The sequence below is a fragment of the Agrilactobacillus yilanensis genome (assembly GCF_003946725.1).
In the GTDB taxonomy this organism is placed as follows: domain Bacteria; phylum Bacillota; class Bacilli; order Lactobacillales; family Lactobacillaceae; genus Agrilactobacillus; species Agrilactobacillus yilanensis.
The window spans coordinates 62,834-87,629 of sequence record NZ_RHOY01000006.1; the positions used below are offsets into that span (position 1 = coordinate 62,834).

Here is a 24,796-nt window from a genome sequence, read left to right on the forward strand (position 1 = left end):
TATTCTGCGTTGTATCAAGAAAACAGTTTAAACAATCAATCTTGGCAAAGTCAGCGGTCATTCCATCAGCTGTCAATCATCCCCTGAATCCAGCAGGACGCCACCAATACCTTGCCCAATCTCAGCTAGTGACCATTGGAAACAGTGCCGTGATCGCTGCTGGAGCGGTTGTGACAAAAGATGTGCCTGATGATACACTTATCCGCTAAAGCAATTCGTAAACTTACTCAAAACTAAAAAAATAAGGAGTTGGCAACCGTGTGGTTGTTAGCTCCTTATTTTTGATTGGAACATCTTGATTATGGTGTCAAAACTAGTCTTATGTCCGTGTTCGATTCTTGGAATTGTTGACTGAGGAACATTTGCTTGTTGTGTCAAACTTGTGCTCGCGTGCGTTCATTTGCTCCACTGCACTCTCAAGTTTGGCAGATTCGGCATCAAAGCCTGCCTTGAATTTTGGATCTTTGAGTTGTTCAGCTAGGTAATCGTCAAAAAGAATATTCTTTATCAGTTTATTTACCTCCCAGATTATCTAAAGATTTTTGGAATTCATTGTGTCCACTTGGGCGCGTGTAAAATTCGAACTGAGGAGTAAGTCTATGTTCACCAGATCTAGCGAAACCTCTTGCATCAATATTTGAGGATCAATCTGTTTTTCTTTGGCGAGGTTACGCACTTTAGCCTTGAACTGTTGCCCATTTGAAAAACCGAGTTTCACAGTAGTACCTCCATGTAGTTGTTGATTTTTTCTCTAACTTTGAACAAATTTGCATAGCGTACCAGTCGCCCAATATCTTTTTGCTTTAGCTGCGAATAGCTAAGCATCGCTTGACGGATAGTTTCTGAATCTGATGAATCACGCGTCCGCAATATATCACAAAGGGTTCGCTCGACGTTATAGACCCGTACCTTGTGTTGACCAGGTGAAAGCACTTCCTCAATGCCTAGTTCGTGCCACTCTGACTTTTGGCGATAAGCCCGCACAGGGAACTCACCGATTGAACTTGGATTGTAGCCACGTGGAAAATTCATTTGGTAGCGATCCGGCGTCCTGTCGATCATGTGGTGTAAAAACAGTGCAGTGTCTTTGCAATAGACGCCCTTACTAAAACGATATTGAAGGATATACATGTCGTCCTCAAATATCGCTGGGTCAATATAAACCCCGCGCCCCACTCGCTCCAACTTGCCACGGTTTGCAAGATCGATGAGCAGATGCGGATTAACCCCAAGTTTTCTAGCATCTGCGGTCGTTACTTGTCCGTTATTTTGCTTCATGAATGATTCAATTAAATCTGACATTAAGTCCACCTCACGTTTAAAACATCATTTTACCATATAACGATGCTTGAAACGTGAAATTATAAATACGAAAGAAAAATATATGAGAATCCCGGTAATCAACAATCAAAACCGCTTTCAGGAAGACTATGGAACACCAGAGGACGCCGAAGACGCCTTGCTGGAAATGTGCGATCATATTGAGTCTTACGAAGACGGAGATCACACCATCTCGGGCAGGACCGTCTACTTCTGGTTCACAGCTACCATGACGCAAACTGACATGCAGCTCACTTATCATAGCCGGGCTCATCACTATTAAGAGGATACAAGAACGAAAGTTCGTCCTCGGAACAATGATGAATAGGAGCAGCATGAATTGCTTAATTTTCCCTCTTCTTACATTAGCATCTACACCCCGATGCCAACCGGCTGCCAAGTCTTACAACTCTTCATTAACCCAGATAAACCGCGAGCCATCGCCTCAACATGCTGTTGGTCCTTATTGCTTAACATCCACAAAAGAGTTCGCGCGGCTTGTTGTATCTCTTTTGCCGGAATACCTGAAGTGTAATCCCAGTTGAAGGACATGCCGTGTGACAAACTATTAATGGTGTCGAGCATCCTTCTGACCTGAGTCTCCGCAGGCTTAGGGACATTATAAACATCGAGTATTTGTGAGAGTGCATTATTAGTTGCGTTTTCAATATTGTAATTAGATCGTGCATGCGTTTCTAGCAAAAAGCGGCATTGATTTCCAAAATGAAGATAGTTCACTTTTTCAGCCAGACGTTGTTTGCCTAGCATCGCAAAGTTAGCAACGTCAATAAAAGTGGAATGGTAGTCATCGCTAAAGTTTTTCATCGAATCACTCTCGACAGCTGTAACCTCGCTCTCACCATGGACATCTTTAGTAACTCGAAAGTGCGCCACACCCCCATTCATGAGATAGGCAATATTGTGAAAATCGTAGAGTGAGTGCGTAAAGACAAAGGTCTCGACACTCCCTTTTGAAAATTCATCCAAGAATGAGTTGATCAGTGAAGTCATAAAATATCTATTATTTGAATCGACGCTTGTAATCGGATCATCCAGAATAATTACACGAATTGTTGGATCAATTTTCCGAAGAACTGACTGAGTCTCCTCATCAATTTTGTATTCCGAAAATAAGCTAAAATAAAACTTGACGAACGCTACTAAACGAACTTCCCCTTCGCTAAGTGAGTGAAATTGAAAACTTTCATTATCTTCATTTTCTACAACCTCAAAGCTTGATGTATCGTTAGTGGAAAATTGGAGATGAAAATTCATTCCAACTGTTTTCAGTGTGCCGTTCATTAGTTTTAAGAATCCTTCTAAATCACTGGACTTCTCATTCAGTTTCTTCAAAAAGTCTTTCGTAATCTCTATGGAGCGATTCTCGTCATCAATATTTTTCTCTGCTCTCCTAATCTGTTGAACAGTTGTGCCTACGTCCGGTCGTTTCTGTAAGGCCAACCCTATACTTCTCTTCGCTAGTTTTTCGATATTATCTTGTTCGTGTCGAAGTTGATTTAATTTGTTGTCTATCTCATCTCGTACTTGATTGACCGTATTATTGAGCGTAAGTATCGCGGAAAATACGTCTTCCCCCAGCGCTATGTTTTGATCGGTATGATTGCGCTTATCTTTTAGCACAGCTTCAAGTTTTGTGACCTGTATCCTAGCCGCATCAATTTGTTTTTCATCGACTTTTCCTGTAGCTTGAAGTCCATCAACCACTGTCAAACTGTCAGTCAAATTCGTCTGAAATTGTCCGATAGCAGCAAGCAATTTTGCATATTCAGTGTCAATTCTATCTAGAATATGAGTCTTCACTTTCTCCGGATCTATTTTATTTCCGCAAAAAAGGCAAGTGGTTAATTCTGGTTTCTTATCATCTTGAAAATTGTGCAGAATTGCACCACAACTTAACCATTCAGCGACGTTTGACGCCACGGAAGACTCAGGTTCTAGCACAGGTGTGTTCATTGCAGCAATGAATTTCTTTCGCTTGGCCTGATCATAATTCTGCAAAATTGGAACAAGATGATCACGATCCGCAGTAAGTTGACGAATTGCTTGATCAATGCCTTCGAAACTTGAAAAATCTGACTTGACATCCTTATAGTGATGAATTTCATCCTTCCACTGTTCCAATGCCCTAATTGGATTGGAACGTGCATTTGCTTTCTGATGGATCGCATTTGACCTGAAATTTACTTTAGCATTGCCGATCTCTTCAGTCATAATTTTTACCAAGGCAGATCTAGCGTTTTCAAGCTCTGTGGTTGGCGAAGTGTCACTTTCAAGAGTCGAAATTATTTTCTGGCAATGATTAATTTTATCTACCGATTCAATCTGTTCCTTACCCACAATAATTTTCGATCCGCTCATAGTTTCAGTATTGCGGACCTCCTGCTCAACATAGACTGTGTCAAAAACCCTTGTATGGTCGAAATCCAGTGCGGAAATCCATCCTGATAAAGCTGTCTTTCCAGAACCATTCTGACCAAAAAATAGATTGACTTTGTCAAAACTGCCATTAAAGGAATAATTATGAAAAGACTTTGTATTCACGTCCTTCAATTCGATCAACTTGCCCAACTCCTCTTAATATATTATTCTTATTTTACTCACCTTGTTCATTCCTATCACTCGCCAATGTCACGGAATGCTTGTCCTGCCGCCACGCGCGGCGTGCGACGCGAAAGCCGCAAGCGTGAGTGGCAGCAGTCGGCCAGTACTCTAACAGGGGAGTATTAAATACAACGTCTGTGCCTGAATACAAGGTAGAAAAACTGATATGACAGACTTAAATTGAATAGTTACAAAATGATGGATTGCACCCTGCATCCATCATTTTTTTGTCCCAAAAATAAATGGAGGTTAAAAATGATTTCTTGGCATGAACAAGTTAAGCTACATCGAAAACAACTCAAACTGACCCAAGCTCAAGTCGCCCGGTGCTTAAGTGTTACACGGATGCATTACGTCCAAGTGGAAAACGGTAAGACTAACCCTAGTGCCTCACTGCAAATGGAAATCGACCGGCTGCTCAAGAACTGGAACGATGAACCAGAACTGACGCCGATGTTTGACTACATGCGCGTGCGGTTCCCCATGCATGATCACCAAGATTATCGGTCTGACTCCAGAACACCTGATATTTGAGGAACATGGGCTCTACGGCTATTCGGCCATGTATATCTTCTCCAACATTCAGGTCATGGTCGTACCGGTCAGCTCCAACCTCGGCACGTTGGTTGAAATGAAAGGCCAAGGCTGCCGAACAAGCAGCTAAGCGTGGTATCGCTATTGCTGATACGCCGATCATCAACCGGTTTGAGATTCGATTGAAAATAACTTTAGCAAACGTCGATCAAAAAATTTTACATTCATCATTATCCCCCCAATTCATCAGAAGACACGCTCGCGTTTAAACTCAGAGATGAATCATTTTGGCACAGAAACCCTGATTTCTTTAAAGACGTCAATCAACGGAACCGTCTTGAATCGATACACAGTATCCTGAGCTTCATCGTCAGCAGATTCAAAGAGTGATAACTCCTCAGACCCATGGGTTTGATGCTGTCCATCTACTGATGGTCCATCCGTCTTTATTGCATCGAGCGTATACTCAGTTCGCTGAACCTTTTGAACACCCCACTTCACTGGCAGCAGTGTCCATTCACTGAAGACAATATCATCGCCGTTCTTATTCTTACCCGTTAAAGCATTACCTTGAACCATATTAGCCTTAACAATCGTCAGGGCACTCTTCACAACCTTCTTGTTCACCGGTGCATTGTATTTATTCAGCTGTCGCAAGTACTCTTGATAGAAGATTCGGTACATGTGTATAACTAAAAGTTCAGTGTTATCTACAAGAAGCTCAATACCGTATAGCGAAGTCAGAGCTATCAATGCATTCTGCTCGAACCCTTTAATATCACTGCTCATATGATTGGCAAGTTCTAATTTTCGTGAAAGTATCTCAGTTAAAAACGCTCCTTCACCGGCTGCCGGTTCTAAAAAAGTAGCTGTTAAAGAACTCAGGGCTTGTTTTATTTCCGGTTGATCAAGCATTAGAGCTACTACACAATGTGGCGTAAATACTTCCCCGTGATCTTTCACTCTCTGGCTTGACTTAATCAGTCGTTCCATCTTAATTCACTCCATACTTTGAACATGTGTTTCTAGAAATAAAATATCTGCATCCGTTAATCCGTACTTGTGATAGAGTTCCTTATCAAGCTCGTCGACAGTTACGTCCCAGTCGAGGTCAGATTGCATTGAAAAATCTTGAGTTGGTACATTGTCCCATTTCTCGGGAGTGTTATCTTGTGTTACTTTTCGAACACCCAACATCGCACGAACAAACTTTGTCTTCAAATATTTTTCTGCGTTAAGAGCTTCCATTTCGGTTGTGAACTCTCCAATTCCGATAAAAGTGTATGTGAATCCTTCACCTCGTTTGCAAAGAATGAAATCTGCCAACTTTTCTCCAAATTCACCATTTCCACTGGATTTTGGAACTAAGACATTGAAATAAGACAAAGAGTTAGCGGCCTCTATATATTTTGACTCCACATACTTTGTAATTCTTTTATTCTTGATTACGCCGTGAATTCGATATTGATCATCCCCTTGTTTCTTACCTGAGAATATCGATAGTTTTGTAAAAATATTGCTCTGCAAGCGTCGTTCTCTTCCTTGACTACTTACGATCTTTGACGCCTCTGGATAATCTAAATACAGTTGCTCCAGATTCAATCGATTTGCAGTCGAAATGATTTGTTTCAAACTGCCGGTATTACGCATAGCGATAGTAACTTTTTCTACGATAGGCTTTAATTCTTCAAAGACTAAAAACTGATCGATACTACCAAAATTTTGTTTTTCATCACGCAGTGTAATAGCAACTCCACCTTTTATCTGAGTTCTTGGGAAAATATCTGAACTATCCCACTTATAGTAAACAACTCTAAAATGTGTATCCTTAAGCATACGTGTGTTAAACTCATTCGGCGTATCACCAGCATTAAATAAGTATCTAGCCGGTGTGATCATTGTTGTCACCGGGGCAAGTTTGAACCCCATTTCCATAAATAAGTGATATATGGAACGATCGCTTGTTCTCGTCCCCTGCGTTGATTCTTGATACGGAGGGTTCCCAATCACCACATCAAATTTCATATAGTTAAATGCCTCCTTAATTTTCTCTACACCGGCATCAATACTTTGCCGTGCCGTCTCAACAATATCGTCCACATATACAATATGAGTTTCGTAATTTTTATAACCAGTCAATGTGCGCTCGGCAATTGTCCGTGCCATTGGCGTTTTAGCTACTGCAAAAATGTTTTGATCAAGAATGTCGGCCCACAGATCTTCCAAATCTTGCGCAGAGAACTTACCGGCAGTAATTTCATTCAACTTCTGAAATTCTTGGTAATATAGTGACGTCGCCACATACAGTGGGTACAACCCAGTCTTTGAATTTATCTCCAAGATGTGCGCATCATTGTCGAAAATCTGATCAGTGAGAGCCGTTGTGCGCCATTCGGCAATCTGTTTGCCATCCTTAGTTGAGTTCTGATAGGTGTCATCAAAGAAGGCGTAGCCACCAATCGTCTTACCAAGTTGCATGTTAACCACTCGCCATGGCGTAAGCACTGTTTCTTTATCTGGGTTCTTGAAGGTACTGAAAACATCGGCAATTTGTAAAGTTCGCTCAATCGGGTCCAGCTGATCCAGTTCCTTTACGCGGTGGCGAATTATGCGTCCCGCCTCGATGAATACTTCAGGATCATAATACTTGGAGATCTGACGGAACTTGTCTTTGGTAATCCCTTGAGGCATGAATTCCAACCAGGACTGAGCATCAACCAAATCTACGAACTTGTTGATGTCAACACTCTGGTCAATATCAATATCCATTCCATAAATCATCATCGGAATACGGATGGAGATACCTCGCAGCACCGAAATCATGGACTTGCGTTGCTTTTTAAGTGCGTTCTTGCGGTCAATATCCGCCTGCTCCTCTGGTGTTCGTTCCTTCTTTGGCTTCTTTTCTGCCCGAATAGCCTTCTCATACTGTTCATCATTCAAGCCCTGGTGATTAACATCAATCGTATCCGGCTTCTTCTCAGCCTTAGTCTGGCCGACAATCGCCTTGATATCGTTAAATATTTCCAGGTCAGAATTGGTTAGTTTCAACAGCTCATCATTGTACAGAGAATCGTCATCAAAACCAGATTGTACCGCTTTTTCAGCATAGACCTTCTTCAGCTGCGTCAACAATGTGTCAACTTCGTACGCCTGCATCCCCTGACCTTCTTCACCGATAATCGGGAGGAAGTTCAGGAGCTCACCAAGTTTTGCCCGCTGATCAGAAGTCTGCAACTTGCCAACACCAGTACTCATTTGACGAGAAGCTGCCATCACTTTCAAAGCACGATCCGGTGCGAAGTCAAAGATATAGCAGTTCGTCTTGCGACCGAATTCTTCACTTTCATATGGTGTCTGTGCACGAAAAGCGGCTTGCAAATATTGCATTGCACTATTGGTATTCGAAAGAAAGAGTACTCCAGTCCACGGTTTAATTGTGACACCAGTGGTCATCTTACGTACAGTCAACGTAATGGTATGCGTACGGGCCGGATGATCCGTAATAGCATCATTTACTCGCTTCAAGTCGGAATCAGTAGCCGTGACCACGTTGTCGCTTGTATCTTTATCAACGATATTCACGATATTATAAAAACCAAATACAGGATGGTTCTCCAGAGCCACCTTCATCGCCTTAGCCGACTTCACAGAAGGCATCAACCAGAGCGTGTGCCGTAAATTATTTCGGAACTCCAAAGTTGAAAACGGATAGTTGGAGCGTTCATCACGGCTTGAAATATTATCTAAAAACTTATGTACCTTATCAGCATAAACGAACTTCCCCGTCTCATCATCAACCTTAAAAAACTCACGGAAGTTAAAAGACCTATCATCATCAAGAAATTCCGTATTCTTAAATCGGTCCTTGATTTCAAAAGTATACATCGAAACAGACGGCAAACCAACATAAGGATTGCGCTCACCATCTGGATGCTCACTATCCCAGGAGTATTTAGCCTGCTGCTCCATTACATAATCCCAGGTATAGACTTCATCCGTATCATACTGATCGAGTAAATTGAATGGCGTCCCGGATAGTTCTAGCACATGCGTATACTTCGGCGTTACGACACCATCAATAACCTGTTGTGCAAGATCCGTCTGTGTGCCTTCATGGGCTTCATCAATAATGACAAGGTCCCACTGAGTATCTTTCACCAGTTGATTCTTATCAGCAACTGTGCCACCGAATGCTTTGGAGCCACGAAGGTCTTGAATACTTGCGAAATAGACGTACTTCTCTGCCTCACGTTGTAGTGCTTCTAGAGATAAATCTTGGTCACGCTTAGATCCATATTTGTAGCCCGACTCAGACATTCCAATTTTTTTGAAGTCCTCAAACCAGCCCTCCGCTACTACGGGGCGATGGGTCATAATCAAAACTTTGGCGTATTTTTCTTTCTTGATCAGCTTTAATGCAGACAAAGTTTTACCAAATCGCATCTTCGCGTTCCAAAGCATCTTGTGTTTGGTTTTGAAGGTTTTGGCCGTCTTATCGACCGCATCTTGTTGTTCTGGACGCAGCACAATCTTCCCCGTTGCTTGCACTGGGCCGTCAATTGATTCCTGACCATTCTTGACGGCAGCAATCGCCTGCTTGACCTGATCAACATTTACCTGAAACCACTCCTTAGCGCCAGCAGCAAGCGTCTCATCTCGCTTATATCCCGATTTTAACAACACACGGTGGACATCATGATCATCAAACCAAGAATGCCCATCCTTTCGCAAAGCGAGTTCAACCCAATCAAGCTTGTAGGGTACGCCAGCAGTACGCATATACTGTCCAATTCGATGATGTGCTTCACGCCGAAGGTACTCACTATTCGGCCGCCAATCCTCCTCACCTTGGTTAGCCGTCGTCTCGCCAATTTTCTCTAATCCAGCATAACGTGGCCAGTTACCATCTGAGTTATCCCCTGAAAGTGAATAAATTACATGGCGCTCAGATGTTGTATATAAGCTGCGTTGTGCCGGCTCAACGAATGGCTGAACGCCACCATCATAGTCGCAATATGTTTTAGCGAACCAGTACATTAATTGAATTACCTGTTGTAATGCGGTAACCCCGTCTTTTTTATCATATTGCTCAAGTGTATGAGAAGCCTCATTACCCGGTTGCTTGATAGCATATAATAAATCGACTAACTGCTGACTCAATAGATGATGATGTTTAACTATCTTGAGATTCTGTGCGAACGTCGCCTCGTTGTCCATGTAATTCTGATCTAAGACAAACTTAACGACATTCTCTGCAATCTTGCGCGCAGAAGTCAGTTCAGACGCATAGTTTCCCATTGCGTATTCCTGTTCAAGAAAGTCCGCCGCGCGGAAGTACCCCACACTGTCCTCGTTGCCTTGCAAGAAATCAAAGTTACTACTCATTAGTTACCCTCCAAAAAACCTATTTATTCCAAATCAATCTCTTATTCAGTTTGTGTGTAAACATCAGTTCGATTCGTATGGGAACAACGCCATTACCAGTTACCTTTAACAAATCACTGCGGACTGTTGCTGTTAACTCGGCCATCTTATCTGCACGCTCATCTTTTGGCAGATCTTCAATAGCCTTCAAATACTCAATTCCTGCTGCGTTGATTCGATAAATTGAGGATTGGATCGTATGAAACCGACCTGAATCCATCCGTTCACGTACCCGCCGCGTAGAACTTGTCACCAAGTGCGCCTGCTCGACTAACGCCTTCATGACCCCACGTAACGTTTCGCTAGCCACCCGACTTTCCCCAGGATCCAAATATTCTCCGTTGTAGCGCGCCACTAAGTAATTCATGGTCATCGGCTCACTGGCGGTGCTGCCATCCCGATAAAGCATCGATAACAATATCCACCCTGCCAGTGGATGGCCTTGACTGCGCCCTAAATTCATCGCAGACAACAATGATCGCAATGATTGTGATAATCCCTTTGCCATGCTTACCCTCCAAGAATTCTGCTACACTTATTATATCAAATCTGATGACTGACCGGTGAAAAGTGCGGACATGCAAAATATCACTCAATTATGCCACCTGGCGATGCAGAATCTCTTCGCTGTTCGTGTCATCGCAAAATTGCGCTTGAGCGAGACTAAGTAAGACGGTATTAGCATAGTGAAATTTTCTCTAAAACAATAAAACCCACCTTGCGCTAGCAAGGTGGGTTTCAGTGATCAAAAGACACAATGTATTATAACATACTTTAGCGGGTAATAAAATGAAAAAACAGCCTTAAACCAAGTGAAAGCACCACTTAGCTTAGGGCTGAACTTGTTTTGACAGTATATTGTTTAAAGATACCAATGCCACTTTTATAGCCTATTTAGTCGAAAGAATACATTAATTTGTTTTACACATCTTTTTTTAAGTCACTCATTCTTTTTTCAATTAACATTTTTAACTCTTCTAAATCAGCTAATTCTGCATAGTTGTTAATGAACGTTTTAGCCGCACTCTTAGCGGATTGCATGGTTGTTTTTTTACGGTTACGAGCACGGTAGGCCTGTGTCGCTCGCTTTTGTGCTTCTGAAGTTCTTATCATTGTAATTTTCCTCTGTCTTTAGCATACTGCGAATTGAAAAGAAGCCACTGGGCTGTGACCCCAATGACTTCAACCGTGGTCTAGAATGACTGGTGATTAAGCTAACCGTTATGGTTGGCTTTTTTTATAAGACGATATGCTCTGGCAAAGTTTAAAGTAGATTAACCAACAAATATTATGGAATACACACTTTGATGATTTCATATTTGATAACCCGCGGTCAATACCTGACTCGCTTCATCGTACATTATGGTTCCACATTATATATCTGTTGTGCAAAAAGAACGCCAGCTTCCAACACGGAATCTGACGTTCTTTTTGCAGGTGCTACAACCATAGCTTCAAACTAACGTTGTCCAGTCTACGACACCATGCTGGAAACTGCCTTGCTCCAATAGAGAACTTAATTCCACCTGTGCAAGTTTTGCGTTGAAAGCCAACTGCGCTTCCGAAAATGCATGATTAACTAATTTTTGGCTTTGTGCAACGTGAGCCTTATCTCCAGGAAAAACATGATTTGCTAAGTTTAACTCAGGCATAATCAGCCGGTCCGTAGCATCCACTGCACTGCACACATCCAACAAAGAAACAGTCGTGACATCGCATCCTATCGTAAACCCACCATCTTTACTGGCGCTAGAGCTAACCAGTCCTGCAACAACAAGTTTACGAAGAATTTTCTTAAGATACGAGTCCGATACCTCTAGACGCGCGCTGAGTACCTGACTTTTAATTGGTGTATGCCCTTTTTGCAATGCCAACATTAACATGACATACACACCTTGCTCAACACTACGGTTAATTTTCATCATTTTTCTCCGATGTACCATAAGCGATCAATTGTTTAAGTAAGTCGGCAATAACGCTCTCGATCTCAACTGGACGCATATTTTGTACAAACAATCCCATGAATTTTAATAAGGGAACCATTTTAGTCATCGAATCCTTGCGACCTGCACCATATACCAACGTTGGTTCAACATATGCCAGTGGCACTGAGCTAGTCTGGAGCTGATGAATCAGTTTAGCCTTCGTTTGCAGGAATGCTTTAGACCCTAACTTTCCACCAATAAATCCCATGGCAAGAGCGCCATACTGCTCTGCAATCTGCTGCATCACTTGTGCGGGCATATCGTTCACACGTGCAGACTCGGATGGATCTTTTTCCGGTCGTCCAATTAAATCAATAACATAATCAATCTGATCAGGGAGTACTTGCTTAACCGCTGAGAAATCGGTGACATCAACCGCTATGTTCGTCACTCCATCCATGTTGATTGCATTACGCCCAGACCGCGACAAAATGGTGAAATGTGTATCTGAAGCCAATTCGCGCCATTGTCGCGTTAGCTCTCTGCCAAGATAACCATTGCCACCTAAAAGTAGAATTTCCGAAACCATATTTAGCCCTCCTATGCGTAGACATTTACAGTCCATAGACTTATAGTATCCACAAATAAGAAATCATTGTCAAGCGATTAAATCTTCTTTCTTCATCGTGTTTCCTCCTCAGTGTTTTTAGAGCGGCAACTCCCGCTATGAGTCCGTCTTTTAGAGACATCCGTACAGGTCTGGGTAAAACTAAAAAATTACTTTTGTTTTTTATTAAAAGGACTTTCTAGGCTTGCCGCTACTCGGTAAACATTCATTCATCCTCTTCCTCCTTTCGTAATTCGTAATCAATTTTTGAAAGCTGGTGGCTCACTGGATAATAATTTTTCTAAAGTCTCCTCTTCTACTAAACAAATGACTTCATGAAAAGTGCCAGTGGATTCTCCGTGCTTGCCTTTCCAAAAAAGAACGGTGTAATACTTCATAATTGTTTTTTATGACACTCTTTTGCAAAGTAGTATCCGACTTTTGGACATCTCCGCCAGGGGATTTCTTTATTTCGTCGGTTAAATGTGCCCCACAAAAATTTTCTAATCATTCAATAGAGCCTCCTCCTAATTTTAATTACAAAAAAGCACTCAATCATCTTTATGACTGGGTGCTACTGATAATCTCTACCACATCTTCCGGGCTAACATCATAGTCTATTTCGAACTCTTCGGGGCCAATCTGAATATCAATCTGCAAAGAAGTCGGATTGATATCAGTAATGTCACCAATACGACCATCTTTTAGCTTAACAACATCATATAGTTTTAGCTGCATCATTTGACCTCCTTAATTAAAATAGTGCTCATGTGAGTTTTTCCGTTCTCAACATTCCAGCCTGCAATAATGTTGACTGGTTTGTTTTCAGGTCCATACATTATCATTTTTTGTTCATACCGAGATCCGTGCGCATCCGTGTATTTTAACAATGAAGGATACTCGGTAGCTCTTTTCAGAATTTCATTTTTGAGACTTCCATAATTATCTAACGAATAGCCCAACTTGTTAGTAATCAGCCTGCCTTTAATCAGTCCTTTTTCATTAGAGCCACCGAAAAGATATTCTGTAAACTTTCGGTTATCAATTGAAGCTTTGCCTGCATTAGGAAGCTTCAAATCAGGATTATCAATCAAGCTCTTGCGGCGCTGGTAATCAAGCTTCGTAAGTTGCCAATCTCTACCCCCATTATACTTCAGCTTTTGAAATTCGGCCAAATTAGATGGCGTATTTTTACCAATCACAGACTTATATTCTTTTAAGATTTCTCCATCTTGCTTTTTGTTTCTGTTGATTTTCAATTGTTTCAAGGCTTCTGGGGTAACGTTTTCTTTCTTCCACTCTACAAAAGTTTGGTATTTGCCGTTAGCACCTTTTCCAGTAATTGGATCACGTGACCATCTGTGACGATGTTCCCAACCTTCTAGCACAGGACACGTTGTACATCTACAGTTAGGATGTCTTGGCGGATTCGGTCTGGACTAAAGTAACTGCTCGATAATCAGCCACTGTTTCGAATTGCTTTTTGAAATTCTCCACTATCTTGTCAACAGATTGACCTTGAACGATTCCATCAGAAAAGGTATTAACAAGGGCCTTGAGTAATTGATTAACGTTGTTTCGCCAAACTCTATTAGAGAAATCGGACCCCTTCCACGGCTGTTCAGAATGATATTTAGCTTATTTTCACTGAAACGGTCAAAGACTGTTTAATTTTTATGCGCATAGGCGTATTATAATAAGAGCAGAGAAGAGGTAATAAGTTGGTTCAACATCAGGTTCGGATATCTTGAAACTTCTTAAGTAAAACGAATTCCACGAAATAAGAATCACCGGTGACCATCGCCGTTTCACTAATGACAATGGTAAATATGTCACAGTTGCTTACTCAAAACTGAAAGCCAATATCCCACCAAAAACTTATTCCACAATATTAAAGCAAGCAGGTCTCAAGTGAGGCCTTGCTTTGCAATCCTCACATTAACTAAGAAGGAGAAATCAATATGGCAAAACCTAATTACGTCATCTATCCAGCAGTCTTTGATAATGTTGATAACGATGGCTATTACACCGTTACGTTCCCCGATATTCCTGATACAGTAACCCAAGGTAAAACGTTAACAGAAGCAGTCAAGAACGCCCCCGATGCTTTAGCCGTTGCATTACCTGATTACCCTGAATATCCAGAGCCCACACCGATCGATAGGGTGCAGGCTGATAATCCAGAGTCAATCGTGAGCTATGTCGGCGTAGATATGAAAAAGGCCCGTCAAAGAGCGCGCGATGTCACAGTTCGAAAAAATGTTACAATTCCACAATCGTTAGCGCGAGAAGCTGAAGTGCAAGGCATTAACTTTAGCGCCACATTAACTGAAGCACTTGAAGCAAAGCTGGGCTAAGTGCCCAGTTTTTTATTTTTTCCGAATTCATTACAAATTAAGCGGTGTAACAGCGTCTACTTTACAACGTGCAGCTGACGCTAAGACACTTGACACAATCAGTATTAAGGTGTTAAAAGCAACCGCATCTGCTCTAAAAAAGTCTCCCGGACAAGTATTAGATGATTTAATTGCGCCACTAGATAAATAAATTCAAAAAAGCCCCCACTCAAATTTAATCGAGTAGAGGCTTTTTTTGCATGTTATTTTGCGGATCCGTGCGTCACATCACGGCACCCACTGGCGGTCACCTTTTTGCTGTGTTTTCTGCGATTGTCGCACTACCTTCACCGCCTATATCAGTGAGAATTATTATTGTTCGGTCCTTTGTTCTCGTAGGGAACTACTATGATCTCGGCTGACTTCTGAAATACTCAGCCAGACATCCCTGCCTGGTTTGTTTCTGTGGAACATTCCGTTCCTCTTGTCGGAAACGTGTGAATCAGACCTCCCCGGGTAAGAACGCTAACTTCCAAGGGTAAACAGGGTCATTTTGTCCTTCAAGAACTGTTATGCATCAACTTTTATCAAAGGACACATTTGCCCATCCGACCTAGGCTTTTGCAGTAAAGTCATCACGATGCCACGCATTTGTTAATTCATAATCATCAATCTGATCATGACTCACTTTTCAACTCGTTAATCGAATGATTACTTCAGTTTTCCTTTCCTTGTTCGTACAGCTTCGGTATCCTTTCCAGAAAGCTTTGGCGGACTTGATCGGTTGTCAGGTTGACCTCCCCGAAGTGAAGCCAAGTTGACCGATCAGGTGTGATACCGATATCTGTGAAAACGCGATCGATGAGGTTACGCTGAATCGGATCGCCGGCTTCTTGCTCGATATACTTTTTAGTCATCGTCGCGGTGGTGATGACCGTTGCGTGCTTGATGTAGGTCAATTTACCTTGCCACTCGGGCTCCTCAATATAGGCAAAATTTTTGAGCATGACCTTATCGAAGAAGCCTTTGAGTTCTGCGGGAATGTTGTACCACCAAATTGGCGTTATAAAAATCAACTCATCCGAAGCCGCGATCTTCTCCTGGTAATTGTGAACCAGCGGGTATGGTGTGGTCCCCTTGCTATACTCTCGCAGTTCGGGCGCGGTATAGCCGGGCTCAAAGTTGTCGCGATAAAGGTCGATGACCACATATGGCGTCTGGTTGCTGGTAAAGTATGTTGTCAGCGACTCCAGGATAGCGTGGTTAAAACTGCCAGCGTAGGGATGCACGTAAATAATTGTTTTCATCATAAACTTCCTTTCGTATTCGAATGCGTCTGCGGATTAGTTAATCCGTACTTGATTTTGATTGCGTCTGGAATCGGGGGAATTATGAAAAGTGTATCAGCATTGTTTCCGACGATTTCAGCCAGAATTGCCGCGCGTTGTTTCAACCTAATTGGCGTTTCGGCAGTTTGGTTATACTCGACTAGCCGCTGCATGAGTTCGTGTTGATACGTGAGGAGGTCAGGGTCATTACTGTCATAGATTTCACCTGAATTGCTTACTCGATGGAACCAGTCAATGGTTGCTTGTTTAGTCATTGTTCTCTCCTTGAATGTTCGGCGTCAATAATCGTTCGTTGCCCGTCATGGTCGCGACTTCCTACCGAGCTGCCTATATGGCACTATTAGTATAGTCTGAAATTAAGGTGATTTATATACGATATCGTGTAAAATAATATCAATATCGTCCCAAAGATAGGAGAATCCATTGAATAAAAAAATGATTCAGCTAGACAATAATGGCCGTGAACGCGTCGAATACACGGATCATGTCTTACCGATTTCGGTTTGTATCGATCAGTTTGACAGCTATTATCAGCGGCAGTGGGCCTGCCATTGGCATGAAGAGTTCGAATTCGGCGTCCTGATGAGTGGCAAGCTGCGCTATACAATCTATGAAAGTTCGGGGCAGCTTCAGGAAATTGAGCTGGTTCCAGGTGATGGCATCTTCATCAATGCGAAAGTGCCGCACAGTGCAATCGCCCTTGAAGCCAATACGGTGATCGATTGTTTTGTGTTGGCTAAGACTTTGTTTAATTTGGCCCCCCTCGCCACCATCGGCCACCAAGTTTTGGCGCCAATCAATGAATCTGGCGTTGACGCCTTAGCATTCCGCAATCATGCGGACGCTGACCTGGGCTTTTTGCAGGCAGTGACAACATTGTGTTCGCTGCGGCCTGACGCCGATGATTTTGAACTACACACCTTTGAATTGACGTTAAGAATATGGCGTATGCTCAGCCAGCACTTAAATCGTCTCAGTCCCGTGCAAAACCGGACGAGTCAAGGTGACACTTGGGGCAACTTAAAGGCGATGATTCAATACATTCATGAACATTACCAAGAACCGGTGACCATTGAGCAGCTGATCCAGTGTGGCAAAATCAGCCGCAGTGAGTGCTTTCGTCTGTTTCGGGACGTCCTGGACAAGACACCGATTCAGTTTCTCACTGAATACCGGTTTTCGATGGCGTCGATGATGCTGGTCGACACGGCCCATTCGGTGGGCGAAATTAGCGATGCGTGCGGGTTCAGTTCACCAAGCTACTTTGGCAGCCAATTCAAAAAGTACTTCAAAATGACACCCAAGGAATATCGAAACCAGTATGGGAGTTCGGTGGCGTAGCTGGAGGCATACGTCACGCACCTAGCACGTTGCTTACCTTTGAGATACGGCAAGTTGTTATCGATGCACCATTTATTGACATTAGCATCGCTGGCAGTTAAAAAGGTAGCCCCTTCCTAATAATTCCGGACTTATATTCCTGGCGTCATTCTTACGATCTCGCCAACGTTCTAGTGTATCGTACCTAATGCCATGACGATTAGCGACTGCTTTTAGGTCATTATTTGACTGAACCAGTTCCTCCAAAATTGCCAATTTCTCAGATGCTGTGTGTTTAGATCTGGGCATACAAAAATCCCTCCATGGTCGTTAGATGAATTATTGTATTTCATCTGTCAACCATAAAGGGATTATCGCAATCCGAAGATTTTACCTAACCTATTTTAATTTTAGAGACTTATATCACAGCCTCACTTTGTCAAAGTATCAGGAAAAGTATCCAGGCCTTGAATATGAGCGATTAATTCCGCCAAGGCGGCGATGCCTAGAAATTGTTTGAGTAGCTTAGCATCAATTTGCGCTAAAGCATCTTGTGCTAATTTCTTGGTTTTTTCGAGTTGATTCAGATCAACTTCAGCCAGAACATTGCGAATGCTATCCAGTGAATAATCATTTCTTTGAATCGTTCGAATAATAAAAATCCGTTTGATTTCTTCTGCTTCAAATTGACGAAAGTTACTCTCAGCATCTCTTCGTGGTCGAATCAACCCCTCATGCTCCCAGTGGCGAATGGCCGAGAGCGAAGCGTGCGTTAGTTTGGCTACTTCTCCGATTGAAAAATATTTTTTATCATGGTCGCCAAAATGCGGTGTCGCGGCTGAATTCAACAGGGCTAGCGTTTGTTCTGTCTCCTCTTTTTCCGCAGCAATTTGAACTTGTTGCCGATTGATGAACCAAGTAGCTTTTGTGAACTCACCAGCTACAATCAACGGCAAAACTTGTTTGACCAATTCGACGCCAAATCCCGGAATCAGTGATCGAATACAACAAAAATAAGTCTCATGCAGTGATGTATATTTCCGATAGCCATTTTCCTGCCGCTCAACTGGGGGAAGCAGTCCCCATTTCTCATAGTGTCGCAGCGCACTGGTGCTAATATTCAACTTTTGGGCAATCTCTGCTCCTCGCATAATCATCCTCCTCGTTATAAAAATAGTTTAAAGTAGATGACGACTTTAGTCACTAATAATACTGCTTGTAGTGCAAAAAGTTTGGCATTTGCTTGAATTTACTATAATTAAAGGGTAAATAAAAATTGGAGTGTGCCTAAATGACTAAAGTAAAGCAAATTGTTCCTCTCTTACCCGCTGTTGATATTAAAGCCACTATTCACTTTTTTGAGGATCTCGGCTTCCAAAATATCTACAAAAAGCAACCGCGATCCGGCAGTTATGCTGTGATGCGCAATGATTATTTGAAATTTCATCTTTATACTTATAAAAAGTTGGAAATTCCCACGCCCACAAATATGTATTTGTTTGAAATTGAGAATATTGACGAATTTCATCAGCACTTGGAAACGACCTATCAAGAAAATGTCGGCAAAAAGCCTTCTCGTAGCGGCTTACCACGAATGGGGACTCCGAAGAGTTTGAATTTTGACCGGCGTTTCTCCCTGACTGATCCGAACGGTAATCATTTTATTTTCGTTGAGCCCTATCTGCAAAAGGCAGATCACAAGATTCAAACCAAATTTGAGCGAATTTATTGGGAAAGTAACACCCTGGCCTATTCACATGAAAGCCCCCTCGAAGCAGCAAAAATGATGCAAGCGGGTATCTCGCGCTACAATCTCGCCGACGAACAGCCTCAGTTCGTTTTCCAAGCCTATGTCTTACTAGTGGATTGTTTTGTACTGCTGGGTAAAACTGCCTCGGCTCAAGAGTTTTACTTGCAAGCCCAGAAGTTTCAACCTCAGTCGAGGAATATCGATGATAAATATTTGCAAGACGCCTTGGAGCAATTTCAAAAATATGAATATCTAGGATATTAAGCTTAGTCTTCATTTAATCAAACTTATGCATATTTTCTCAGTTCCTCAATAACCTTCACAGGCCATTTTCAAATCATTTACTCCTTTGCTTTTTGTTTGTTTTAACCATTCGGTCATGTTGAATCCTTCTTATTCCATTTCAGCTGCTAAATTCGCTGAATAGTTTGTTGTAGATTTTCCAGCGGCAGGATTATATCCGCTTTGGGTGGTTCCCATATCAAATAGATATGCATTAGACTTTTTAAGTAAGTCCAGTTGATCGTTAACACCAACCAATTCTCCCTTATCATTCAGCTTGATGCTATCCATATCTAATAAACCCTTGATAGCTTTGGTATTGCGAACCTTAGCTGCGGTCAGAGCATTATTAAGCGCCCCGTTAAGCTTAGTCGTATTGAGCTGTTCAGTGAGTGACTGTGTATCAGCATCGTATTTAGATTGCAAATCTGTCAGCTGTTGCGATACATCATCGTTATATTTGAGCTGCTTTTGTAATCCCTTAAGGTCCTTATCACGATCTGTGATTTGAGTCTTTAAAGATTCGTTCTCCTGCTTTAGTGTCGCTACTTCGCTGGCACCGGTGGCTTTAGCATTCTCAATATCATGGCCGTTAGTTTCAATCACAGCGTTGATTTGTTCATCAGTCAGGCCAAGCGTTTTTAATGCGTCTCGTTTCATGTCGATCATCCTTTCACGCTTTTATTACGGGGTGCGGCCCCAATTCAAGGCAAAATAAATAAGCCTTTTTACGTCTTGCTGGGGACAAATAATGAACTAACTTCCAAGTTCAAATGAGTTAGGAATTGTACTTCTTAAGGCATTGTTATCACCGTTTTTTACTGTTGCGGCTTCAACACTGAGCGCAAAACCTGAAACGTTCCTCTTTTCAAAAGTAGCGTTGCAGTGTTTGCCAGTAGCAACTCCGTCATAAAAGAATAAAATTTCATTGTCGTTATTCTTGAATTTAGTAACGTTTTCAAATTTCGAAGTAGACCCTGATTGGAACCAAATAATTAAATCAGTCATTTGAATTCTCCTTAATTTTGAGTACAAAAATAGCACTCAACTGACGACGAGTGCTTTAACCAACACCGTAGGTAAACTCCTTCGGTGGATTTGTTTTAAACTTCAGTGTTCCAACGGCTAGTTTCTCAATAAAATCTTTAGAAAACATCGAACTAAATTGCCCACGCAATTCCGCTGCCTGAGTTTGCTTATTCACCACAACTGTACCTTCGCTATTGTCAGAGGCCACCTGATAAGCACGATACTCTGCATTTTCTAAAATCAACGTGTAAACCATCATCATTATTAGCGATTCTCCTCCCATTCACTCAATGCTGTTTGATAATTATAAACCTGATTAGTTAACTTATGCGCTTCTTGATAGCTTAGCCCCTTTTCATCCATTAATCTTGCTTCATATGATTCGTGTTTCACACATTATTATATCATGTTTTAATGGTGTTCCAACTCGTAATCGCTGTAAACTTTGTGCCATATCATAACTAGGATCAAATGTACGCACAATTGTACCATACGTTTCCGGATCAAATAGTTCATACTTCAAGTTCAATATATGGTTAAGCGCTTGTCCGACCAACTCTGTTGAAAGCTTGGCACTATTAGAGATAGAAGCAATTAGTGATTTACTATCAGCATTTCGTAACTTCTGATAATAATCATTTGCAAATACGGTTCGTTTGATTTGTCCCGGGTCGTTCTTATCGTTCAATGCTCCATAGATAGCTCCGGATTGTTGAATGCCGTATGACTTATTCCATTCATCAAATTTCACATCTTTGATTCGCTTACCTTTACCCGTCTCAGGGTCACGCATCCAACGTTCTCTAACATCAGGAAGTCCTTCAATATGTGGAACAGTCGTACAACGGCAATGTGGATGAATTAAAGGATAGTTAATGCCTTCCTTTTTCTCTGACATCTTAAATATCTCACCATCTAAGTGAGCGCAAACTGTACAAGTATGACTCTCAAGTGTGGCCATATACTCATACTGCTCAATGTCAGATTCTTCATAGCTTCGGGCAGTGGCTTCTTCGCTGATATGTGCCATCTCAGTCGATACTAAACGATGGATCTGATTACGCTGCACATCTTGGAACTGAATGTGCATTTGCCGCATGACTTTCTGCGGCCCCCAACCCATGACGGTCGCTCTAAATAGTGAGTCCATCAGATAGCTGGGCAGTTCTTGCTGGTAGTTCTGCCACAACCGCTGCGAAAAATCCTTGCCATCTTTAGCCCAGGGATTCGACACAATCAGCTTTAATTGCGTTTCGTTGAACGTAGCAAAATCCGCCGTGAAAGCACCACGTTGCGCTTGGATGTTGAAGGTCGAAATATAGGTCAGTAGTCTATTATTTCTTCAATGCGGTTAGCTGGTCTTTAATGCCCTGATTTGCCATAAGAGACCATGAATTCTTTTGAGCTGTTGAGTAACTACACTTGTACGCCTGATATGCCCACGTCGCATTAAATCGTTGCAAATAAAAGAGGCAGAACAACTTTCGCTTTTCATTAAGCTCATCGTTTGCCTCTAGTTCATCTATCACTTTGAATGCAACTTTAGGTGCATCTCTTTTAGTTTTGGGGTGCACCTTTTTCTCTGGAGGTACATCCCGTTTCCAATGGTCACGAGTACGCCATGATTTAAGCGTGTTGACCGGTACATCATATTTAGCAACACTTACAAAAAATAAAGCCAATCAATATGAAGTTGATTTTCCTGACTTAGCGCCTAATGTAGCCACCTATGGCAACAACTTATCAGAAACAATAGCGATGGCAAAAGATGCCTTAGAAGGCTATTTATTGGTTGCTGAGGATTGCCAAGAAGAGTTGCCTAAAACATCTGATATTGATGCTATTAAATTAAAGCCCGCTCAATTATTATTATCAGTTGAAGTAGACACAAATCTGGTACGTGATCGTGAAGAAAATAAAAAAGATAAGCTAGGCGTATAATGCCTAGCTTTTTTGCTTTATTCATCAATCGTTCCTCATTTCATTACAGCTTTTCCGTGGGAGAAAAAGTGATATTTAAAAAAATCCCACGCAAAATCCCACACAATTATCAACTTCTACCAAGCTGTACCCAATCTTAAAACTAAAAAAACAACCCTAAACCAAGTGAAATCAACACTTAGCTTAGGGCTGAACTTGTTAGAACTGGTTACCTTTTATTCCCATTCAATTTGAAACAGCCCTCCTACATCCCTTAATATGAAAGGGATGTTTTATTGGCGTTACTTCTCGGGGGACAATCGAGGGACAGCGTCCATCTTTACCGATTGGTTCCCGTTGAACTTACGCTTCGTTTCTTTAGCACTGGTGAAGTTGAAATCTGTGCCCATCTTACGAGCAATATCTTGATCAGGATTCGGGTAAAGGTGTCCATAGTGTCGCAAGGTTATCTCTCCCGAGCTATGACCAAGTCGGCGGCTCAGCTTCAAAATATCAATGTTAAATTCATGAATCAAATAACTGGCGTGACTATGCCGTAATCCCTTTGCCTGAATCGGGTGAACTCCGGCAAGTGCGGCGTATTTCTTCAAATTGCGGCTGATTGTATACTTTGCCATCGGCAAACCATCGTAAGTCAGAATGTAGCGATCAACTCCAGCTGCATGCTGCCGATTGATGCCAAACGATATTTTGATACTTGGTCGCTAATTCTGCCGGCAAAAGGGCGCACAATCAAACTGGTTAGATTCATCATTGCTGCAAGTAAGCCTGCTACTAAAGCTGATGCACCAATACTTGTCGCAAAGCCCACAATCAGTGGGTTAATCATCATCACCGTTGACATATAACAAAAACTTGCGATTAGAATTAGAACTGAATCATGTGTAAATACTCTATTATTTTCCATTGGAACCTTACTTTCTATCTTTACGAATCCAAATTATCTAAACACTTTCGCAACAACTGAATAAATTGTGCTTGCTGATCACCTGATAGACCAGCTAGTAACTTCCTACCCGTGACTTCGCCGCCATCATACATTTGTCCCCGAACCGCTTCTCCTGCTGGCGATAAGGTATTCACTTTGGCTCGCGAGTCTGTTGCACTAGGTGTGCTGATAATCAAACCGCGTTCTACTAATTTTTGAACAACTAGACGTGCTGTCTGATGGGCAATATGCTGTTGATTTTTCCAATCAGCAATTGTCGCACCTGGATGATCGGCATAATACGTGAGGGCATCTGCTTGATCCACGGTTAATCCGACATCTGCCAAATGTCCATTCCGTGCTCTTGTCACCGCAATGCCTAATTGTCTAGCTAATCGAGCGGCAACAGTCCCATTTGAATTCGTCAATATTTCCCCTCCATTTATACAGTGTGCTGTACATTAATGTACACAATACTACGCTGTCTTTTTCAGTTTTGCAAATTTTCACTTTTCTCAAGCTGCACAACAACTACCCAGCCGTTTTAGTTTTCCGAATCATGTGCCAATAATTGCTCGATAAAAGCAGCCGTTGCTTTTGTGTGCGGTCGTTTAGCGCGCCAAGCAACAATTGATTTCAACGATAGCACAGGATTAAGGGGAATGAAGCGCATATTCGGGAATTCTTGCGGTAATTTCAGACACACAATCACACCTTGCGTTTGCTGAGCAAGCATTACCGCACTCGATAATAAGTTATATCTTGCCCAATTGGACATCTGGCTTGCATACTGTCCAGACCAGCTAGCTAGCTCTCGTTGGACAACCTCATCAAGAATCGTAATAACCGGAGTACCAACCAAGTCGCCAGGAACAATTTCCGAGTATGCAAAAAATGACGAAGTTTCTGGTACCAGCACACCCCATTCTTCTGCTTGGTGCATACGTACAAATTCGTAATTTTTGACATCAACCGGTTCCAACATCAGCGCCATATCAATTGATCCTCGTTCCAGCCAATACTGTAATTCCATATTATTCCCACTATGAAGAGCAATATGCACCAACGGATGCGAAAGATGAAATTTAGCAATTAGCTGCGATAACTCGGATAAGCTTTGTAATTCACTGACTCCAATGGCGATTTCTCCTGCCAAGATACCAGTTTGAGCAAGCTCCTCTTTTGCACGTTTTTCAATGCTAACAAGATCACGCGCACGCTGGCGAAACAGAATACCTGCATCCGTCAACTCAAGACGGTGATGCTCTCTTCTGAAGAGTTGCACTCCCAACTCATCTTCGAGTGCCTTTAATTGACGTGATAGGGTTGGCTGAGTGATGTGTAATAACCCAGCAGTCTTAGTAATATTTGCTTCACTGGCTGTTAACAAGAAATAATTTAGTACACGCGTGTCCATGTTCTACCT

The 24,796-nt window shown here is 42.1% G+C and carries 32 protein-coding genes; 8 read left to right on the forward strand and 24 right to left on the reverse strand.

Annotation, left to right across the window (positions count from 1 at the left end; translation table 11 throughout):
- The first annotated feature begins 41 nt into the window (after positions 1–41).
- Positions 42–209: an LbetaH domain-containing protein gene (locus tag EKM93_RS13500; RefSeq protein ID WP_191988489.1), complete on the forward strand. Its 168-nt coding sequence runs from the start codon at positions 42–44 to the stop codon at positions 207–209.
- A gap of 323 nt (positions 210–532) precedes the next feature.
- Here EKM93_RS13500 and EKM93_RS13610 read toward each other — a convergent pair whose 3' ends face one another.
- The 3 genes from EKM93_RS13610 to EKM93_RS05865 form a co-directional block, all read right to left on the reverse strand.
- Complete coding sequence (locus EKM93_RS13610) at positions 533–718, reverse strand: hypothetical protein (protein WP_225423645.1); 186 nt, start codon at positions 716–718, stop codon at positions 533–535.
- Complete coding sequence (locus tag EKM93_RS05855; protein WP_125714015.1) at positions 715–1,302, reverse strand: type IV toxin-antitoxin system AbiEi family antitoxin domain-containing protein; 588 nt, start codon at positions 1,300–1,302, stop codon at positions 715–717. Before EKM93_RS05855 ends, EKM93_RS13610 begins: the two co-directional genes overlap by 4 nt.
- A 390-nt stretch (positions 1,303–1,692) precedes the next feature.
- A complete protein-coding gene (locus tag EKM93_RS05865; RefSeq protein WP_164507005.1) occupies positions 1,693–3,900 on the reverse strand; it encodes an AAA family ATPase in 2,208 nt (735 codons plus the stop codon).
- Between the two features lie 297 nt (positions 3,901–4,197).
- Between EKM93_RS05865 and EKM93_RS05870 the strand changes: the two genes are divergently transcribed.
- Together EKM93_RS05870 and EKM93_RS13615 are read left to right on the forward strand one after the other, a co-directional pair.
- Positions 4,198–4,476, forward strand: a complete 279-nt coding sequence (locus tag EKM93_RS05870; protein ID WP_225423646.1) for a helix-turn-helix transcriptional regulator — start codon at positions 4,198–4,200, stop codon at positions 4,474–4,476.
- Positions 4,430–4,606, forward strand: coding sequence for a hypothetical protein (locus EKM93_RS13615; RefSeq protein WP_225423647.1), 177 nt, complete (start codon positions 4,430–4,432; stop codon positions 4,604–4,606). The genes EKM93_RS05870 and EKM93_RS13615 overlap by 47 nt, the downstream gene beginning before the upstream one ends.
- 152 nt (positions 4,607–4,758) lie before the next feature.
- Here the strand turns inward: EKM93_RS13615 and EKM93_RS05875 are convergent, their stop codons facing one another.
- From EKM93_RS05875 to EKM93_RS05910, 8 genes are all read right to left on the reverse strand, one after another.
- Positions 4,759–5,469 (reverse strand): DNA methyltransferase family protein, encoded by a 711-nt coding sequence (locus EKM93_RS05875; protein ID WP_225423648.1) that lies wholly within the window; start codon positions 5,467–5,469, stop codon positions 4,759–4,761.
- Between the two features lie 6 nt (positions 5,470–5,475).
- Positions 5,476–9,864 carry an Eco57I restriction-modification methylase domain-containing protein gene (locus tag EKM93_RS05880; RefSeq protein ID WP_125714022.1) on the reverse strand — a complete coding sequence of 1,463 codons (4,389 nt, stop codon included), beginning with the start codon at positions 9,862–9,864 and terminating at the stop codon, positions 5,476–5,478.
- Between the two features lie 19 nt (positions 9,865–9,883).
- On the reverse strand, positions 9,884–10,411 hold the full coding sequence (locus EKM93_RS05885; protein WP_125714024.1) for a hypothetical protein: 528 nt from the start codon (positions 10,409–10,411) through the stop codon (positions 9,884–9,886).
- A 413-nt stretch (positions 10,412–10,824) separates the two neighbouring features.
- Positions 10,825–11,016: a hypothetical protein gene (locus EKM93_RS05890; protein WP_125714026.1), complete on the reverse strand. Its 192-nt coding sequence runs from the start codon at positions 11,014–11,016 to the stop codon at positions 10,825–10,827.
- 341 nt (positions 11,017–11,357) lie between these two features.
- Complete coding sequence (locus EKM93_RS05895) at positions 11,358–11,825, reverse strand: RrF2 family transcriptional regulator (protein WP_125714028.1); 468 nt, start codon at positions 11,823–11,825, stop codon at positions 11,358–11,360.
- Positions 11,815–12,417 (reverse strand): NAD-dependent epimerase/dehydratase family protein, encoded by a 603-nt coding sequence (locus EKM93_RS05900; RefSeq protein ID WP_125714030.1) that lies wholly within the window; start codon positions 12,415–12,417, stop codon positions 11,815–11,817. The genes EKM93_RS05895 and EKM93_RS05900 overlap by 11 nt, the downstream gene beginning before the upstream one ends.
- Positions 12,418–12,996: 579 nt before the next feature.
- Positions 12,997–13,173, reverse strand: a complete 177-nt coding sequence (locus EKM93_RS05905) for a hypothetical protein (RefSeq protein ID WP_164507006.1) — start codon at positions 13,171–13,173, stop codon at positions 12,997–12,999.
- On the reverse strand, positions 13,173–13,823 hold the full coding sequence (locus EKM93_RS05910) for a DUF6883 domain-containing protein (protein WP_125714033.1): 651 nt from the start codon (positions 13,821–13,823) through the stop codon (positions 13,173–13,175). Before EKM93_RS05910 ends, EKM93_RS05905 begins: the two co-directional genes overlap by 1 nt.
- 392 nt (positions 13,824–14,215) lie before the next feature.
- On the opposite strand from EKM93_RS05910, the gene EKM93_RS05915 reads away from it, so the two are divergent.
- The gene (locus EKM93_RS05915; protein ID WP_125714108.1) at positions 14,216–14,350 is read left to right on the forward strand and encodes a type II toxin-antitoxin system HicA family toxin; all 135 of its coding nucleotides are present in this window, start codon (positions 14,216–14,218) and stop codon (positions 14,348–14,350) included.
- A 46-nt stretch (positions 14,351–14,396) separates the two neighbouring features.
- Positions 14,397–14,792, forward strand: coding sequence for a type II toxin-antitoxin system HicB family antitoxin (locus EKM93_RS05920; protein WP_125714036.1), 396 nt, complete (start codon positions 14,397–14,399; stop codon positions 14,790–14,792).
- A 695-nt stretch (positions 14,793–15,487) separates the two neighbouring features.
- Here EKM93_RS05920 and EKM93_RS05930 read toward each other — a convergent pair.
- On the reverse strand, positions 15,488–16,078 hold the full coding sequence (locus EKM93_RS05930; RefSeq protein WP_125714109.1) for an NAD(P)H-dependent oxidoreductase: 591 nt from the start codon (positions 16,076–16,078) through the stop codon (positions 15,488–15,490).
- Entirely contained in the window at positions 16,078–16,374 is a 297-nt protein-coding gene (locus tag EKM93_RS05935; protein ID WP_125714039.1) for a maltose acetyltransferase domain-containing protein, read from the reverse strand. Before EKM93_RS05935 ends, EKM93_RS05930 begins: the two co-directional genes overlap by 1 nt.
- 169 nt (positions 16,375–16,543) lie before the next feature.
- On the opposite strand from EKM93_RS05935, the gene EKM93_RS05940 reads away from it, so the two are divergent.
- Positions 16,544–17,461: an AraC family transcriptional regulator gene (locus EKM93_RS05940; protein WP_125714041.1), complete on the forward strand. Its 918-nt coding sequence runs from the start codon at positions 16,544–16,546 to the stop codon at positions 17,459–17,461.
- A gap of 81 nt (positions 17,462–17,542) precedes the next feature.
- Here EKM93_RS05940 and EKM93_RS13790 read toward each other — a convergent pair whose 3' ends face one another.
- Positions 17,543–17,749, reverse strand: a complete 207-nt coding sequence (locus EKM93_RS13790; RefSeq protein WP_125714043.1) for a transposase — start codon at positions 17,747–17,749, stop codon at positions 17,543–17,545.
- Positions 17,750–17,871: 122 nt separating this feature from the next.
- Positions 17,872–18,591, reverse strand: coding sequence for a MerR family DNA-binding transcriptional regulator (locus EKM93_RS05950; RefSeq protein ID WP_125714045.1), 720 nt, complete (start codon positions 18,589–18,591; stop codon positions 17,872–17,874).
- Positions 18,592–18,731: 140 nt separating this feature from the next.
- On the opposite strand from EKM93_RS05950, the gene EKM93_RS05955 reads away from it, so the two are divergent.
- A complete protein-coding gene (locus EKM93_RS05955; protein WP_125714047.1) occupies positions 18,732–19,454 on the forward strand; it encodes a VOC family protein in 723 nt (240 codons plus the stop codon).
- Positions 19,455–19,583: 129 nt separating this feature from the next.
- On the opposite strand, the gene EKM93_RS05960 is transcribed toward EKM93_RS05955, so the two are convergent.
- The 5 genes from EKM93_RS05960 to EKM93_RS13795 form a co-directional block, all read right to left on the reverse strand.
- Positions 19,584–20,132 carry a phage scaffolding protein gene (locus EKM93_RS05960; RefSeq protein ID WP_125714049.1) on the reverse strand — a complete coding sequence of 183 codons (549 nt, stop codon included), beginning with the start codon at positions 20,130–20,132 and terminating at the stop codon, positions 19,584–19,586.
- Between the two features lie 96 nt (positions 20,133–20,228).
- Positions 20,229–20,480 (reverse strand): hypothetical protein, encoded by a 252-nt coding sequence (locus EKM93_RS05965; RefSeq protein ID WP_125714051.1) that lies wholly within the window; start codon positions 20,478–20,480, stop codon positions 20,229–20,231.
- Between the two features lie 55 nt (positions 20,481–20,535).
- Positions 20,536–20,763, reverse strand: coding sequence for a hypothetical protein (locus tag EKM93_RS05970; protein ID WP_125714053.1), 228 nt, complete (start codon positions 20,761–20,763; stop codon positions 20,536–20,538).
- Between the two features lie 111 nt (positions 20,764–20,874).
- The gene (locus EKM93_RS05975) at positions 20,875–21,690 is read right to left on the reverse strand and encodes a minor capsid protein (protein ID WP_164507007.1); all 816 of its coding nucleotides are present in this window, start codon (positions 21,688–21,690) and stop codon (positions 20,875–20,877) included.
- A 145-nt stretch (positions 21,691–21,835) separates the two neighbouring features.
- A complete protein-coding gene (locus EKM93_RS13795; RefSeq protein ID WP_376923064.1) occupies positions 21,836–22,075 on the reverse strand; it encodes a terminase small subunit in 240 nt (79 codons plus the stop codon).
- Here EKM93_RS13795 and EKM93_RS05985 point away from each other — a divergent pair.
- Positions 22,032–22,442: a type II toxin-antitoxin system HicB family antitoxin gene (locus tag EKM93_RS05985; protein WP_164507009.1), complete on the forward strand. Its 411-nt coding sequence runs from the start codon at positions 22,032–22,034 to the stop codon at positions 22,440–22,442. The genes EKM93_RS13795 and EKM93_RS05985 overlap by 44 nt on opposite strands.
- A gap of 281 nt (positions 22,443–22,723) precedes the next feature.
- Here EKM93_RS05985 and EKM93_RS05990 read toward each other — a convergent pair whose 3' ends face one another.
- The 4 genes from EKM93_RS05990 to EKM93_RS06005 form a co-directional block, all read right to left on the reverse strand.
- The gene (locus tag EKM93_RS05990) at positions 22,724–23,059 is read right to left on the reverse strand and encodes a tyrosine-type recombinase/integrase (protein ID WP_125714061.1); all 336 of its coding nucleotides are present in this window, start codon (positions 23,057–23,059) and stop codon (positions 22,724–22,726) included.
- A 17-nt stretch (positions 23,060–23,076) separates the two neighbouring features.
- The gene (locus EKM93_RS05995) at positions 23,077–23,286 is read right to left on the reverse strand and encodes a hypothetical protein (RefSeq protein ID WP_125714063.1); all 210 of its coding nucleotides are present in this window, start codon (positions 23,284–23,286) and stop codon (positions 23,077–23,079) included.
- Positions 23,287–23,369: 83 nt separating this feature from the next.
- Entirely contained in the window at positions 23,370–23,798 is a 429-nt protein-coding gene (locus tag EKM93_RS06000; RefSeq protein ID WP_164507010.1) for a MarR family winged helix-turn-helix transcriptional regulator, read from the reverse strand.
- A 116-nt stretch (positions 23,799–23,914) separates the two neighbouring features.
- Positions 23,915–24,787 carry a LysR family transcriptional regulator gene (locus tag EKM93_RS06005; RefSeq protein WP_125714066.1) on the reverse strand — a complete coding sequence of 291 codons (873 nt, stop codon included), beginning with the start codon at positions 24,785–24,787 and terminating at the stop codon, positions 23,915–23,917.
- Between the last annotated feature and the right edge of the window lie 9 nt (positions 24,788–24,796).